The following is a 14,433-nucleotide window of genomic DNA, read 5'->3' on the forward strand; positions in this document are numbered from 1 at the left end:
GGCGAAGCACACGGATGGTCCGTCCGTGCGCGCAGTCGTTCGGCAGCGCTTCGAACACGCTGGGTCAGCCCCGCGTCCCCTTGGGTGAAACCTCGGAGTTTACGGGCGTCGGGACCGACGGTACGTCACACTCCTTGCGCCGCCGCACGGTAGCCTCGCCCCGTGGCCGCTCTTGCCACACCCCTTCCGTAAAGTTACAAGATGTCGCGGTCTGCCCGGAGGTTCAGGTGACGACACGTGGAGTCCTGTACGTGCACTCCGCGCCACGCGCACTGTGCCCGCATGTCGAGTGGGCAGTCGCAGGCGTGCTGGGAACGCGCGTCAACCTCGACTGGATCCGGCAGCCCGCCGCCCCCGGCACCTGGAGATCGGAGTTCTCCTGGCAGGGCGAGGCCGGCACCGCCTCCAAGCTCGCCTCCGCGCTGCGCGGCTGGCATCTGCTGCGCTTCGAGGTCACCGCGGAACCGTGCCCGACCGCCGAGGGCGAGCGCTACAGCTGCACCCCCGACCTCGGCATCTTCCACGCGGTCACCGGCATCCACGGCGACATCCTGATCCCCGAGGACCGACTGCGCGCCGCCCTGGTGCGCTCCCAGCGCGGCGAGACGGACCTGGAGACCGAACTGGCCAAACTACTGGGCAAGCCGTGGGACGACGAACTGGAACCGTTCCGGTACGCGGGTGAGGGAGCTCCGGTGCGCTGGTTGCACCAGGTGGTCTGAAACGCGCGCGACAAGCCCCCACCGGCCCGCAGCAAACGACGAACGGCGTGTGGCCCGAACTCCACCAAGGAGTTGGGGCCACACGCCGTTCAGAGCCGTCAGACCGTCCGGAACGCGAGCACCACGTTGTGCCCACCGAACCCGAAGGAGTCATTGAGGGCAGCGATGCGGCCCTCGACCGGCAGCTTCCGGGCCTCGCCGCGCACGATGTCCGCGTTGGCCTCGGCCTCCGGGTCGAGGTTCTCGACGTTGATCGTCGGCGGAGCCACCCGGTGGTACAGCGCGAGCACCGTCGCCACCGACTCCACGCCGCCCGCGCCACCGAGGAGGTGACCGGTCATCGACTTGGTCGCGGAAACCGCCATGTGGTCCGCGTCGTCACCGAAGACCTTGCGCAGCGCCTTCAGCTCGGCCACGTCACCGGCCGGCGTGGAGGTGGCGTGCGCGTTCACGTGCACGACCTCGGCCGGGTTCAGGTCGGTGTTGTCGAGCAGGTTCTGCAGGGCGTGCGAGATGCCGCGGCCCTCCGGCTCCGGCTGCACGATGTCGTGGCCGTCGGCGGAGATGCCCTGGCCGACCGCCTCCGCGTAGACGCGGGCACCGCGCTTGGCGGCGTGCTCGGCCGACTCCAGGACCAGGACGCCCGCGCCCTCGCCGAGGACGAAACCGTCGCGGTCGACGTCGTAGGGACGCGATGCACCCTGCGGGTCGTCGTTGTTCTTGGACATCGCCATCATGTTGCCGAACGCGGCGATCGGCAGCGGGTGGATCGCCGCCTCCGTACCGCCGGCGACGACGACGTCGGCACGGCCGGTGCGGATCATCTCGATGGCGTAGCCGATGGCCTCGGCGCCCGACGCGCAGGCGGAGACCGGGGTGTGCACACCGGCGCGGGCACCGACGAGCAGGCCCACGTTGGCGGACGGGCCGTTCGGCATCAGCATCGGCACGGTGTGCGGGGAGACACGGCGTACGCCCTTCTCCTTGAGCACGTCGTACTGGTCGAGGAGGGTCGTGACACCGCCGATGCCGGAGGCGATGACGGCACCCAGACGGTCGGGGTCGACGCTTCTGTCCTCGCCCGCCTTGTCGGTGAAACCGGCGTCCGCCCAGGCCTCCTTGGCCGCGATCAGCGCGAACTGCGCCGAACGGTCCAGACGGCGGGCCTGGGGCCGCGGGATCACCTCGGACGGTTCCACGGCGATCTGTGCGGCGATACGGACCGCCTGTTCGGCGGCCCACTCCTGCTCCAGGGGACCGACCCCGGACTTGCCGGCGATCAGCCCCTCCCAGGTAGAGGCCACGTCGCCACCCAGCGGTGTGGTTGCGCCGATACCGGTGACGACCACGGTGCGATTGGTCGAGCTCACGGGAATTCTTTCTCCAACGGATACGAGGATTCAGCGGCGCCACCGCCGGGTGGCGGGGCGACGGCCCGATTGCCGGGCCGGGGCCCGGCGTTGGGCAGTCAGCCCAGGTGATCGGACGATCAGGCCTGGTGCTTGAGGATGTAGTCGGCGGCGTCACCGACCGTCTTGAGGTTCTTGACGTCGTCGTCCGGGATCTTCACGTCGAAGCGCTCCTCGGCGGCGACGACGACCTCGACCATCGACAGCGAGTCGACATCCAGGTCGTCGGTGAAGGACTTGTCCAGCTGGACGTCCTCGGTGGGGATCCCGGCGATCTCGTTCACGATCTCGGCGAGACCGGCGACGATCTCTTCCTGAGTGGCGGCCATGTCAGGCGCTCCTTCGTTGATATTCCAGAGGGTGTGGCGCCCGCCGCGTCAGCGGCAGGTGTCTGCAGTTCCCGCACCGGACCGCAAGATCCGGCACGGAGTGCCTAGGGGAGGGTAACGACCGTCGCGGCGAAGACGAGACCCGCCCCGAAGCCGATGACGAGCGCGGTGTCGCCGCTCTTCGCCTCGCCGGTCGCCAGAAGCCGCTCCATCGCGAGCGGAATCGAGGCGGCCGAGGTGTTGCCGGTGGTGCGCACATCGCGGGCGACCGTGACGTGCTCCGGCAGCTTGAGAGTCTTCACCATCGAGTCGATGATCCGCACGTTCGCCTGGTGCGGGATGAAGACGTCCAGGTCGTTCGCGGTGATCCCGGCCGCGTCCAGCGCCTGCTGGGCGACCTTCGCCATCTCGAACACGGCCCAGCGGAACACCGCCTGGCCCTCCTGCGTGATCGCGGGGAACTTGACGTTGCCCTCGCTGTCGAGCGGGAGCGTGGAGAGGTCGCCGGTGGGGGTCCCCCCGCTCGAGCGAAGTCGAGAGTGGGGGAGGAACTCGTTCCACGGGACCGTTTGCTTGATGGTCTCGGACTTGTCGCCCTCCGAGCCCCATACGGTCGGGCCGATGTGCGGCTCGTCGGAGGGGCCCACGACGACCGCGCCCGCGCCGTCGCCGAACAGGAAGGCGGTGGCCCGGTCCTCAAGGTCCGTCAGGTCGGAGAGCCGCTCCACGCCGATGACGAGGACGTACTCCGCAGACCCCTCGACGATCATGCCCTTGGCGAGCGTGAGTCCGTAGCCGAAGCCCGCGCAGCCGGCCGAGATGTCGAAGGCGGCGGCCTTGTTCGTACCGAGCTTGTCGGCGATCTCGGTGGCGATGGCCGGGGTCTGGCTGAAGTGCGAGACCGTGGAGACGACGACCGCGCCGATCTGCTCGGCGGTGATCCCGGCGTCGGCGATCGCCTTGCCGGACGCCTCGATCGACATCGCAGCGACGGTCTCCTCGTCGTTCGCCCAGTGCCGGGTTTCGATGCCGGAGCGGGAGCGGATCCACTCGTCGGAGGAGTCGATCTTCTCCAGGATCACCTCGTTCGGCACCACACGGACCGGGCGGTAGCCGCCGACGCCGAGGATGCGCGCGAACGGAGCGCCCTTCCTTGCCTTGATCTTCGACATGCTCTCGGGCTCCTTCTCAGGCGCTGTGCTCGGCGATGAGCTCGCGAGCGGCGTCGAGGTCGTCGGGGGTCTTCAGGGCCAAGGTCTTGACGCCCGGCAGCGCACGCTTGGCGATGCCGGTGAGGGTGCCGCCGGGGCACACCTCGATCAGCGCGGTCGCGCCCAGCTTCTCGAAGGTCTCCATGCACAGGTCCCAGCGGACCGGGTTGGCGACCTGGCCGACCAGCCGCTGCAGCACCTCGGCGCCGGTCTCGACGACCTGCCCGTCCTTGTTGGAGACGTACGTGACCTGCGGCTCGGCCGGCGTCAGCGACTCGGCGGCCCGCGCCAGGGTGTCGACCGCGGGGGCCATGTGGTGCGTGTGGAACGCACCGGCCACCTTCAGCGCGACGACACGACGCACGCCCTCGGGCTTGTCCGCCTCCAGGGCGGCGAGTTGCTCCAGGGTGCCTGCGGCGACGATCTGCCCGGCGCCGTTCACGTTCGCCGGGGTCAGGCCCAGCCTCTCCAGGTGCGGGATCGTCGTGTCGGGGTCGCCGCCGAGGAGCGCCGACATGCCCGTGGGCGTGATGGCGGCGGCGTCGGCCATGGCCAGGCCCCGCTTGCGTACGAGCGTCAGCGCGGCCGTGTCGTCGAGTACGCCCGCGAAGGCCGCCGCGGTGATCTCACCGACGCTGTGGCCCGCGACCGCGCCGGGGACGCCCGCCGCGTCAGCGGCAAGTGTGTCAGTACCCAGTGCCGCGGCGGACAGCAGACCGGCGGCGACCAGGAGCGGCTGGGCGACGGCGGTGTCCCGGATGGCGTCGGCGTCGGCCTGCGTTCCGTAGTGGGCGAGGTCGAGCCCGATGGTGTCCGACCATGCGGCGATGCGGTCGGCGGCGCCGGGGAGGTCGAGCCAGGGAGTCAGGAAGCCGGGCGCCTGGGCGCCCTGGCCGGGAGCGACGAGTACGAGCACTCTCACACTCTCTCTTGGGGACGGCCGGGGCCGCCCGTGGGGACAAGGACGAAGAACCGCAGGGGGTTTTGTGGGCCCCCGACAAAAGACTAGATCTGGGGATCTCCCTCGGCCAGACGCCCCAGGATCAGTGCGATCCGCAGCGTGAACGCGGAGCGTACATCAGAGGGCGACCATCCGGTGACGTCAGTCACACGTCGGAGCCGGTAGCGCACGGTGTTCGGGTGAACGAAGAGCATCCGGGCCGCGCCTTCGAGACTGGAGGCCTGCTCCAGATACACGCTGAGGGTCTCCAGGAGCGCGGAGCCCGCCTCCTCCAGCGGTCTGTAGATCTCCTCCACCAGCTGCTCGCGGGCGCTCGGGTCACCGGCGATCGCGCGCTCCGGGAGCAGATCGTCCGCCAGCACCGGCCGCGGCGCGTCCTGCCAGGCAGAACACGCCTTGAGGCCCGCGGCGGCGGCCTGCGCGGACCGGGTCCCGGCGAGCAGATCGGGCACGATCGGCCCGGCGACGACGGGACCCGCGGCAAACGGCCCGATCAGCGACTTGGCGACGGCGAGCGGGTTGTCGCTGCCGCCGGCGATCACGACCAGCCGGTCCCCGAGTACACCCGTGAGGACCTGGAGCTTGGCATGCCGGGCGGCCCGCCGGATCGCCTCGACCGTCAACTCGCTGTCACCGTCGGGCGCGGTACCCAGCACCACACACACATGTTCCGGCGAGTTCCAGCCGAGCGCGGCGGCCCGGCTGACCGCGCCCTCGTCCGCCTCCCCGCTGAGCACGGCGTTGACGACGAGCGACTCCAGACGGGCGTCCCAGGCGCCGCGGGCCTCGGCGGCCTGGGCGTAGACCTGGGCGGTGGCGAAGGCGATCTCACGCGCGTACACGAGGAGCGCCTCGCGCAGCACGGACTCGTCACCGGGAGCGGCCACCTCGTCGATGGCGGACTCCATGACCTCGATGGTGGTCCGCACCATCTCGACGGTCTGCCGCAGGGTGATGGCCCTGGTCAGCTCGCGCGGGGCGGTCCCGAACACATCGGTGGAGATGGCCTGCGGGGCGTCCGGGTGCCGGAACCACTCCGTGAACGCGGCGATACCCGCCTGGGCAACCAGCCCGATCCATGAACGGTTCTCCGGGGGCATCGCCCGGTACCACGGCAGGGTCTCGTCCATACGCGCGATGGCTTGCGCGGCGAGGCTCCCGGACGACTTCTCCAGTCGCTTCAGGGTCGCGGCATGCGGATGGACGGAGTGTGCTGCGGGCTCGGTGTGGCTGACTTCGGGTTCGGGCACGGGGACAAGACTGCCTTATCGGGACGGGACCGCGCGGCGCGGGTCCCTGGGGGCGGGAAGCGCGGGGCTACGGTGGGGACTGTGATGGACGTACGGCGCGCTGACGAGCGCTACCGCGGAGGGGACCCGTCCGCCGGAATCGAGTCCCTGCACGCCTTCAGCTTCGGCCCGCACTACGACCCGGACAACCTCCGCTTCGGTGCGGTCCTCGCGTGCAACGAGGAGCGGCTCGCCCCCGGTGCCGGCTTCGACGAGCACCCGCACAGTCACACGGAGATCGTCACCTGGGTCGTGGAGGGTGAGCTCACCCACCGCGACTCCACGGGCCGCACCTCGGTGATCCGCCCCGGCGACGTCCAGCGCCTGAGCGCGGCGGGCGGCGTCCGGCACGTGGAACGCAACGACGCCGAGGTCCCGCTGGTCTTCGTCCAGATGTGGCTGGCCCCCCGGGACCCGGGCGGGGATCCCGCCTACGAGGTGGTCCACGGCATCGCGGACTCCACCCCGTACGCGGTCCCGGAGGCGGGCGCGATACTCCACGTACGTCGCCTGGCGCCGGGGGAGCGCACGGCGGTACCGGATGCGGAGTACGCGTACGTGCATGTCGTACGCGGCGAAGTACGGCTGGAGGGGGAGGAGTTGGGGCCGGGGGACGCGGTGCGGATCACGGGGGCGAAGGACGTGGAGGCGGTGGCCCGGACTCCGGCGGAGCTTCTGGTCTGGGAGATGACTCCTTAGCTGCGGACCCCACCCCCGGGCACCCCGACGCCGGGTGCCTGGAACCACCCTCAGCCCCGCAACTCCCCCAGCACCGCATCCGTGAACGCAGGCCACACCTCGACCGCCCAAGGCCCGAACGCCCGGTCCGTCAGCGCGGCGCACGCCACCCCCGCGTCCGGGTCGACCCACAGGAACGTCCCCGACTGCCCGAAGTGCCCGAACGTCCGCGGCGACGACGAACTCCCCGTCCAGTGAGGCGACTTGGAGTCGCGGATCTCGAAGCCGAGCCCCCAGTCGTTGGGGTTCTGGTGGCCGTACCCGGGCAGCACGCCCTTCGTCCCGGGAAACTGCACCGTCATCGCCTCGGCCACCGTCCGCGGATCCAGCAGCCGCGGCGCCTGCACCTCCGCAGCGAACCGCACGAGATCCGCGACCGTCGAGACGCCGTCCTTGGCCGGAGAGCCGTCGAGCGTGGTCGACGCCATACCGAGCGGCTCCAGGACCGCCTGCCGCACGTACTCCGCGAACGGGATGTCCGTCGCCTTCGCCACATGGTCGCCAAGGACCTCGAACCCGGCGTTGGAGTACAGCCGCCGCTCCCCGGGCGCAGACATCACCCGGTGCTCGTCGAACGCCAGCCCGGAGGTGTGCGCGAGCAGATGACGGACCGTCGAGCCGGCCGGCCCGGCGGGCTCGTCCAGCTCGATCGCCCCCTCCTCGTACGCGACGAGCACCGCGTACGCGGCCAGCGGCTTGGTGACCGAGGCCAGCGGGAAACGGTGGTCGACCGGCCCGTGCGTCCCGAGTACACCCCCGTCCGCGCGCACGACGGCCGCCGCGGCGGTGGGGACGGGCCAGTTCTCGATCAGCGCCAGGCTCTGCAACGACATGCTTACGAGCCTATAAGCGGCTCAGAGCTGGAGCCGCATCGAGGGGTCCGCCTTGCGCGCGAAGCCCAGCGACGCGTACAGCGGCTCGGCCTCCGCGGACGCGTGCAGATCGACCTGGCGGGCGCCCTGCTCCCGGAACCAGTCCAGCAGGGTCTCCATACAGGCGCGGGCGTACCCGCGGCGACGTGCGTCGGGATCGGTGGCGACGCTGAAGACGTACCCCACGCGCCCCTGTGGATTGCCCGCCCGTCCGATCCGGTACTCGAGCGTCCCGGCCACCAGCGCCGCCAGCGCCCCCGGCCGCTCCGGATGATCGACGACGAACGCGGCGAAGCCGCCGTCCGGATCGGCGAGCCGACGGCGCACGGTCGGCAGGGACTCCGCATGCCACTCGGTGGAGGAGTCGGCCGTGGAGAGCGAGTCGATCATCACCTGGCGCAGTCGCAGCAGTTCTTCGGCGTCCTCGGGCATGGCCCGGCGTACGAGACTCATGCGTGGCACGCTAGTCACGCGCGCCCGGTCAGGTCTCGGCATTTTCCCCTGATTCCGCTTGCTTGGAGTGCACTCCAAGGATTTAGCGTTGAGCCCATGACGGTGATGGAGACCTTGGCCGAGGCGGCCGAAAACGGGACCGACGTCTGCTCCGTACCGCCCGAGCGGCACCCCCGCCCCGACGGAGAGGACAGCTACACCATCAGCGAGGTCGTCGCCTTCACCGGCCTGACGGCGCACACCCTGCGCTGGTACGAGCGGATCGGGCTGATGCCCCACGTCGACCGCTCCCACACCGGCCAGCGCCGATACTGCAACGCCGACCTCGACTGGCTCGACCTCGTGGGCAAGCTCCGGCTCACCGGCATGCCCGTCGCCGACATGGTGCGCTACGCCGAACTGGTGCGCGCCGGCGACCACACCTACACCGAGCGTTACGAACTCCTGGAGGCAACCCGCCGGGACGTGCTCGCCCGGATCGCGGAGCTCCAGGACACGCTCGCGGTGCTCAACCGTAAGATCGACTTCTATGCGGACGCCGGGCGCGCCCTGGCGTCGGAGAGGCCCCGATGACCGACAGCAGGATCGCGACCGTGCAGCTCGGCGACAACGGCCCCGAGGTGGGCGTACAGGGCCTGGGTTGCATGGGCATGAGCTTTGCGTACGGCCCCGCGGACGCCGGGGAGTCGCGCGCCACTCTGGAGCGGGCGCTGGAGCTGGGTGTCACGCTCTACGACACGGCGGACATGTACGGAGTGGGGGAGAACGAGAAGTTCCTGTCGCCGTTCTTCAAGGCACACCGGGGCGAGGTGGTCATCGCCACGAAGTTCGCGATCTCGATCTCCCCGGACGACCCGACGAAGCGGACCATCCGCAATGACCCGCCGTACATCCGCCAGTGCGTCGAGGCGAGCCTGAAGCGCCTGGACGTCGATGTGATCGACCTCTACTACATGCACCGCCGCGATGTGAACGTGCCGATCGAGGAGACGGTCGGCACCATGGCGGAGCTGGTGCGCCAGGGCAAGGTCAAGCACCTGGGCCTGAGCGAGGTCACCGCCGGCGAACTGCGTGCCGCCCAGGCCGTGCACCCGATCGCCGCCGTGCAGTCGGAGTGGTCGCTGTTCAGCCGGGACATCGAGGCGAACGTGGTACCGGCCGCCAAGGAACTGGGCGTGGCCCTGGTGCCGTACTCGCCGCTCGGCCGCGGCTTCCTCACAGGCTCCTTCTCCAACGCCGAAACGGACCTCACGGACCAGGACTTCCGCCGTACGATGCCGCGCTTCACGGGCGAGAACGCGGCCGCCAACGTGGCGCTCCTGGAGCCGATCAAGTCCGTCGCCGAGGCCCACGGCGTCTCACCGGCGCAGATCGCCCTGGCCTGGGTGCAGCAGCAGGCCAGGGTGCACGGCCTCCCGGTGGTCTCGATCCCGGGCACGACCAAGCGCTCGCGCGTGGAGGAGAACGTGGCGGCGACGCGGATCGTGCTGACGGCGGACGAACTGGCGTTGCTGGAGCCGATCGCCTCGAAGGTGGCGGGCGACCGCTACCCGGACATGCGGTTCGCTTCGGCGAGCCGCGAGTAACCCTTGGAGCGCCGGGAGTTACTCCTACAGCTCCGCCAGCAACTCCGCCTTCTTCGTGGAGAACTCCTCGTCCGTGACGAGCCCCGCCTCGTGCAGTTCGCCGAGGTGGCGGATGCGTTCGGCGATGTCCGCCGGGTCCCTGCGGTCGGCGGGCACCGGCGCCGGTGCGGGCCCCGCGGCCCGCACCGCGGCCAGGACCGAGGCCGCGAACGGCAGGGACTCGTGGACCGGGCCGTAACCGAGCCCGAAGACCACGGCCGCCGGATCCTGATCCGGCTGAGCCGGCTGCGCGCCGACCGTATCCCGTCGCACCAGCCGTAGATGACCCTCGAAGACCTCGGGGGAGCGCCACTCCACACCGCTGAGGCCGGTGACCGGGAAACTCTGGTCGCCGGCCTTCCACTTGGCGGAGGACGCGCCCGTCCAGAACCACCGGAAGGACACCGCCTTGCCGTCGAAGGACGCCTTCGCGTCGTACGCCTTGAAGTGCAGCGGCGCCTCGGGCGGTGCGACCAGGAACTGCTCGGCCGGGGTGTCGTCCCCGGTGAGCAGGGCGCGCAGCTCGTCCGCGTAGTACTCGGCGAGGGTCTCGCGGTCGGCCGGCAGCACCAGCCGGTAGGGATCGGACGTCTCCTTCAGCTGCCCGGCCGCCGCCTCCATCAGCGGATCGGCTCCGGGCCTCGGCGCTATGTGCAGGACAACGGTCCCGCGCTTCCCCTGAGTCAGCGTCACCCCCGCGATCGCCTCCAGGGGGATACGACGTTCGCCGAGCGCCTGGAGCAGCTTCGGTGTACGAATCCCCCGTTCGAAGCGGATGAGCACGGAGTCGGACTCGAACTCCCAGGCGGCATGAAATCCGGCCAGTACGTCACCCATGCGGCTCATCGTATGCGGCACGCGCTCCTCCGTCGCCTCCCTCGGCAGACCGCAATTCCTGGTTCTCTACGCGCGTCCGGCAGTCACCGTGCCGGACAAACCCACCCGGCAGGCGTCATCCTGGCGGGCGCAGTGCACCGCGCGGTACGCGCCAATGCCGATCTCGGCGAAGTTGCGCAGGCTCTCGGTGCCCGGTTCGAAGTACCCGGCGTGGCCCTTCGCGCCCTGCGCCGACAGCACCCGCGCCCCGAAGCCCTGGGAGACCGGGTCGGCGCCGTGGCCGAGGCCTCCGAGCTCAACGTGCGGGACGTCCTGGATCCAGTCGTCGGAGTCCCGCATGGCCCACACCCGGGCCGTGGTGTGCAGTCCTGCGGCCGTCCCGGTCCGCATGCCGGGGCTGCCCGCCACGGCTATGTCGGACACCCGCGAGGGCAGCGCGTGGGCGGCGACCCCGCACAGCACCGAGCCGTAGCTGTGGCAGTACAGCTGGACGGGCGCGCGGCCGGGCAGGGCGCGCAGGAGGGCGTTCAGCCGGACGGCACCCTCCTCGGCGCGCATCGCCGTCGCCGCCTCCATGCCGAGCCCGTCGGGCGAGGTGTAGTCGGCCCAGGCGATCACGGCCGTACGGGTCAGGGGGGCCGCCGCGCGTTCGGCCGAGTACAGCGACGTGGCCATGCCGACCGGTGCCGAGTACGGGCGGAAGGTGCGCTGGAAGGTGAGCACGTCGGTGTCGACGCCGGGGACGACGATGGAGATCCGCTGGGCCGTGTCCAGGTTCCCGAAGACCTCGGCCACACGGCCCGAACCCTCCGGGTCGAAGGCGAGGATCTGCCGGTCGTTCCCGGTCAGCGCCTCGAAGCGGTGCATGAGGCGGCCCGCCTCCTGCTGGCCGACGGCCGACAGCCGGTCGTCGTGCATCCGGGCGCGCTCGACCTTGCGCTGGTGTTTGAGGGCGATGCGGTTGGCCGTGTAACGCAGTTGTACGGGTGCCCCGTTCATGTTGCCGACCGCGAGCGGGTAGCGGTGGGCGAGCCGCGAGCGCTGGTGGGCGTTGAGCGAGGCGAAGAAGTGCGTGAGCCGCGCGGGGGACTCATCGAGGTCCGGCAGCTTGCGCCCGGCGATCGTGCCGTGCTCCCACGCGGAGCGCGACGCCTGGAGGGGCGTGGCGCCACGGTGGCTGCGCACCGCGGTCCAGCCGGTCGTCGCGAGCATCACGAAGACGACGGCCAGCGCGAGCAGTGCGCGCCAGACGTTGAGTTGCGGGGAGGTGTCGAAGGAAGTCACTGGAAGGACACACTAGGAGAACGAGAGAGTCTCGCGTTAACCGAGTGACGCGTCTCACGTTTCCCGTGCCCCAATTGCGGCAAAACGGACGTCTATTGGGCGTGATCGTCACGCTGAGTGGATGAGGTGCATATCACTCGGTACTCCGTGTGGCCGATTCTTCACTCCGCGGGGAGTGCTGGCCTTTATGTGCACCGGGAATTCACTTGACTCGTACGGGATTGATACGGGCTGATTCCGCGGAATCACGCCGTACGCCACTTCTCCGCCAACGCGGGGCGTACGGCGTCGAGGTAAGAGACGGTCAGTTCATGGATCGCCGTCACGCTGATGTCTCCCTCGCCCGCACACCACAGTCGTTCCGTGACGCGCATCACTCCGCCGAACACGGCCACCGCGACGCGCGGCCGCGGGTCCGAGTCCACGTCGAGCCCCTCGCGTTCGGCGATCACGCGGGCGATCTCCTCCTCCAGCTCCGCCGAGCGGCGCAGATGGGTGGCGAACAGGGTCGGTGTCGACTCGATCAACCGGTAGGTACGGAGGTGGAGTTCGACCGGGATGATCTGCTCGACGGCCTCGCCGATACCGTCCCAGCCCTCCAGGACCGCCTGGCGCAGGGCCTCCAGTGGCGCCTCGTGGGGCGGTCGCGCCCGCAGCGCGTCGACGAAGTGGGACGCGGCGAGGGAGTGGGCGAAGAAGACGGCCTCCTCCTTGCCGGCGAAGTACCGGAAGAAGGTGCGCTGCGAGACGTCCACGGCCTCGGCGATCTCGTCGACGGTCGTCCGCTCGTATCCCTGGGTGAGGAACAGTTCCAGGGCGGCACGCAGCAGTGCGTCGCGGGTGCGCTGCTTCTTGCGCTCACGCAGCCCCGGGTGCGAAGCCGTCTCCATGTGTCCTCATTTCGTTCATCTGGCCGGTTCAGGCTGTCGGCCAGTGTCGTGACAGTTACCGACTTGTGAATTGGTTTGTCAATTGTCAGCGGCTGTCACTAGCCTCGAGCGCATGACTAGTCAGACCACCGTCGACGCGACGGAACCGGGGGACAGGACGTCCAGTACGTCGACGGCCCCGCCGGGTCGGGCGGCGGCTTCTTCGGGGCTGCGCGGGCATCCGTGGCTCACCCTCATAACCGTCGCCGTCGGGGTCATGATGGTGGCCCTCGACGGCACCATCGTGGCCATCGCCAACCCGGCCATCCAGAAGGACCTGGGCGCCACCTTCGCCCAGGTCCAGTGGATCACCAACGGCTACTTCCTCGCCCTGGCGGTCTCCCTGATCACCGCGGGCAAGCTGGGGGACCGCTTCGGCCACCGGCAGACCTTCCTGATCGGCGTGGTCGGCTTCGCGACCGCCTCGGGTGCCATCGGCCTGTCCGACAGCATCGCGCTCGTCGTCACCTTCCGCGTCTTCCAGGGCCTGTTCGGCGCGCTGCTGATGCCGGCCGCGCTCGGCCTGCTGCGGGCCAGCTTCCCGGCCGAGAAGCTCAATATGGCGATCGGCATCTGGGGCATGGTCATCGGCGCCTCCACCGCGGGCGGACCGATCCTCGGCGGCGTCCTGGTCGAGCACGTCAACTGGCAGTCGGTCTTCTTCATCAACGTGCCGGTCGGCGCGCTCGCGCTCGTCCTCGGCCTGCTGATCCTCACCGACCACCGCGCCAAGAACGCGCCGCGCTCCTTCGACCTGCTGGGCATCGCCCTGCTGTCGGGCGCCATGTTCTGTCTGGTCTGGGCCCTGATCAAGGCTCCGACCTGGGGCTGGGGCGACGGAAGGACCTGGCTGTTCATCGGTGCGTCCGTACTGGGCTTCGCTCTCTTCTCCTTCTGGGAGACCAAGGTGAGGGAGCCGCTGATCCCGCTGACGCTGTTCCGCTCGGTCCCGCTGTCGGCGGGCGTCGTCCTGATGGTCCTGATGGCCATCGCCTTCATGGGCGGCCTGTTCTTCGTCACGTTCTACTTGCAGAACGTGCACGGCATGAGCCCGATCGACGCGGGCCTGCACCTGCTGCCGCTCACCGGCATGATGATCGTCGGCTCGCCGCTCGCGGGCGCGATGATCACCAAGCTGGGCCCGCGCATTCCGCTGGCGGGCGGCATGGCGGCCACCGCCATCGCCATGTACGGCATGTCCACGCTGAAGGCGGACACGGGCAGCGGCATCATGTCGCTCTGGTTCGCACTGCTGGGCCTCGGCCTCGCGCCGGTCATGGTCGGCGCCACGGAGGTCATCGTCGGCAACGCGCCCATGGAGCTCTCCGGTGTCGCCGGCGGTCTCCAGCAGGCTGCGATGCAGATCGGCGGCAGCCTCGGTACGGCCGTGCTCGGCGCCGTGATGGCCTCCAAGGTCGACAGCGCCCTCCCGTCCAACTGGAAGGACGCGGGACTCCCGCCGCTCACGCCGACGCAGCTGGACCAGGCCTCCGAGGCGGTCCAGGTGGGTGTGGCGCCGACGTCGAAGGGAACCCCGGAGGCGATCACCGCGAAGATCACGGGTGTCGCGCACGACACGTTCATCGCCGGCATGAGCCTGGCGTCCCTCGTCGCGGCCGGTGTCGCGGTGGTCGCGGTGCTGGTCGCGCTGCTCACCAAGCGGGGCGAGAACGCGGAGGCGGGCGCGGGGGCCGCGCACATCTGACGCGGCTGCGGGACGAGTTCGCCTATCAGGGTGAAGGCGCTCAAGATCCCTCCCACCCGGCAGGCGCCG

The 14,433-nt window shown here is 70.2% G+C and carries 15 protein-coding genes; 5 read left to right on the forward strand and 10 right to left on the reverse strand.

What is annotated here, in order from left to right:
• The first annotated feature begins 227 nt into the window (after positions 1–227).
• Entirely contained in the window at positions 228–722 is a 495-nt protein-coding gene (locus ABT186_RS19255) for a DUF3145 domain-containing protein (protein WP_351236757.1), read from the forward strand.
• A 98-nt stretch (positions 723–820) separates the two neighbouring features.
• Here the strand turns inward: ABT186_RS19255 and fabF are convergent, their stop codons facing one another.
• From fabF to fasR, 5 genes are all read right to left on the reverse strand, one after another.
• Positions 821–2,092 carry a beta-ketoacyl-ACP synthase II gene (gene fabF, locus ABT186_RS19260; protein WP_351236759.1) on the reverse strand — a complete coding sequence of 424 codons (1,272 nt, stop codon included), beginning with the start codon at positions 2,090–2,092 and terminating at the stop codon, positions 821–823.
• A 119-nt stretch (positions 2,093–2,211) separates the two neighbouring features.
• The gene (locus tag ABT186_RS19265; protein ID WP_030545387.1) at positions 2,212–2,460 is read right to left on the reverse strand and encodes an acyl carrier protein; all 249 of its coding nucleotides are present in this window, start codon (positions 2,458–2,460) and stop codon (positions 2,212–2,214) included.
• Between the two features lie 104 nt (positions 2,461–2,564).
• Positions 2,565–3,632, reverse strand: coding sequence for a ketoacyl-ACP synthase III (locus tag ABT186_RS19270; protein WP_351236761.1), 1,068 nt, complete (start codon positions 3,630–3,632; stop codon positions 2,565–2,567).
• Positions 3,633–3,648: 16 nt separating this feature from the next.
• Positions 3,649–4,587 (reverse strand): ACP S-malonyltransferase, encoded by a 939-nt coding sequence (locus tag ABT186_RS19275; protein WP_351236762.1) that lies wholly within the window; start codon positions 4,585–4,587, stop codon positions 3,649–3,651.
• 89 nt (positions 4,588–4,676) lie between these two features.
• Positions 4,677–5,882, reverse strand: coding sequence for a fatty acid biosynthesis transcriptional regulator FasR (gene fasR, locus ABT186_RS19280; RefSeq protein WP_351236764.1), 1,206 nt, complete (start codon positions 5,880–5,882; stop codon positions 4,677–4,679).
• An 84-nt stretch (positions 5,883–5,966) separates the two neighbouring features.
• Between fasR and ABT186_RS19285 the strand changes: the two genes are divergently transcribed.
• Positions 5,967–6,620, forward strand: coding sequence for a pirin family protein (locus ABT186_RS19285; RefSeq protein ID WP_351236774.1), 654 nt, complete (start codon positions 5,967–5,969; stop codon positions 6,618–6,620).
• A 50-nt stretch (positions 6,621–6,670) separates the two neighbouring features.
• On the opposite strand, the gene ABT186_RS19290 is transcribed toward ABT186_RS19285, so the two are convergent.
• Both ABT186_RS19290 and ABT186_RS19295 read right to left on the reverse strand, forming a co-directional pair.
• Complete coding sequence (locus ABT186_RS19290; protein WP_351236766.1) at positions 6,671–7,492, reverse strand: serine hydrolase domain-containing protein; 822 nt, start codon at positions 7,490–7,492, stop codon at positions 6,671–6,673.
• Between the two features lie 21 nt (positions 7,493–7,513).
• Positions 7,514–7,984, reverse strand: a complete 471-nt coding sequence (locus ABT186_RS19295) for a GNAT family N-acetyltransferase (RefSeq protein WP_351236768.1) — start codon at positions 7,982–7,984, stop codon at positions 7,514–7,516.
• Positions 7,985–8,080: 96 nt separating this feature from the next.
• Here ABT186_RS19295 and ABT186_RS19300 point away from each other — a divergent pair, with 96 nt between their 5' ends.
• Complete coding sequence (locus ABT186_RS19300; protein WP_351236770.1) at positions 8,081–8,557, forward strand: MerR family transcriptional regulator; 477 nt, start codon at positions 8,081–8,083, stop codon at positions 8,555–8,557.
• Entirely contained in the window at positions 8,554–9,570 is a 1,017-nt protein-coding gene (locus tag ABT186_RS19305) for an aldo/keto reductase (protein ID WP_351236772.1), read from the forward strand. Before ABT186_RS19300 ends, ABT186_RS19305 begins: the two co-directional genes overlap by 4 nt.
• A gap of 24 nt (positions 9,571–9,594) precedes the next feature.
• On the opposite strand, the gene ABT186_RS19310 is transcribed toward ABT186_RS19305, so the two are convergent.
• The 3 genes from ABT186_RS19310 to ABT186_RS19320 all read right to left on the reverse strand — a co-directional run bounded on the left by ABT186_RS19310 (position 9,595) and on the right by ABT186_RS19320 (position 12,620).
• Positions 9,595–10,446 (reverse strand): DUF4429 domain-containing protein, encoded by an 852-nt coding sequence (locus tag ABT186_RS19310; protein WP_351926002.1) that lies wholly within the window; start codon positions 10,444–10,446, stop codon positions 9,595–9,597.
• 66 nt (positions 10,447–10,512) lie between these two features.
• Positions 10,513–11,730, reverse strand: a complete 1,218-nt coding sequence (locus ABT186_RS19315) for an alpha/beta hydrolase (protein WP_351236470.1) — start codon at positions 11,728–11,730, stop codon at positions 10,513–10,515.
• A gap of 245 nt (positions 11,731–11,975) precedes the next feature.
• Positions 11,976–12,620, reverse strand: a complete 645-nt coding sequence (locus tag ABT186_RS19320; protein WP_351236468.1) for a TetR family transcriptional regulator — start codon at positions 12,618–12,620, stop codon at positions 11,976–11,978.
• A gap of 112 nt (positions 12,621–12,732) precedes the next feature.
• On the opposite strand from ABT186_RS19320, the gene ABT186_RS19325 reads away from it, so the two are divergent.
• The gene (locus ABT186_RS19325; RefSeq protein WP_351926004.1) at positions 12,733–14,364 is read left to right on the forward strand and encodes an MFS transporter; all 1,632 of its coding nucleotides are present in this window, start codon (positions 12,733–12,735) and stop codon (positions 14,362–14,364) included.
• Positions 14,365–14,433: the final 69 nt, after the last annotated feature.

Origin of the sequence: Streptomyces sp. NPDC001634, assembly GCF_040298185.1 — a bacterium.
Classification (GTDB): domain Bacteria; phylum Actinomycetota; class Actinomycetes; order Streptomycetales; family Streptomycetaceae; genus Streptomyces.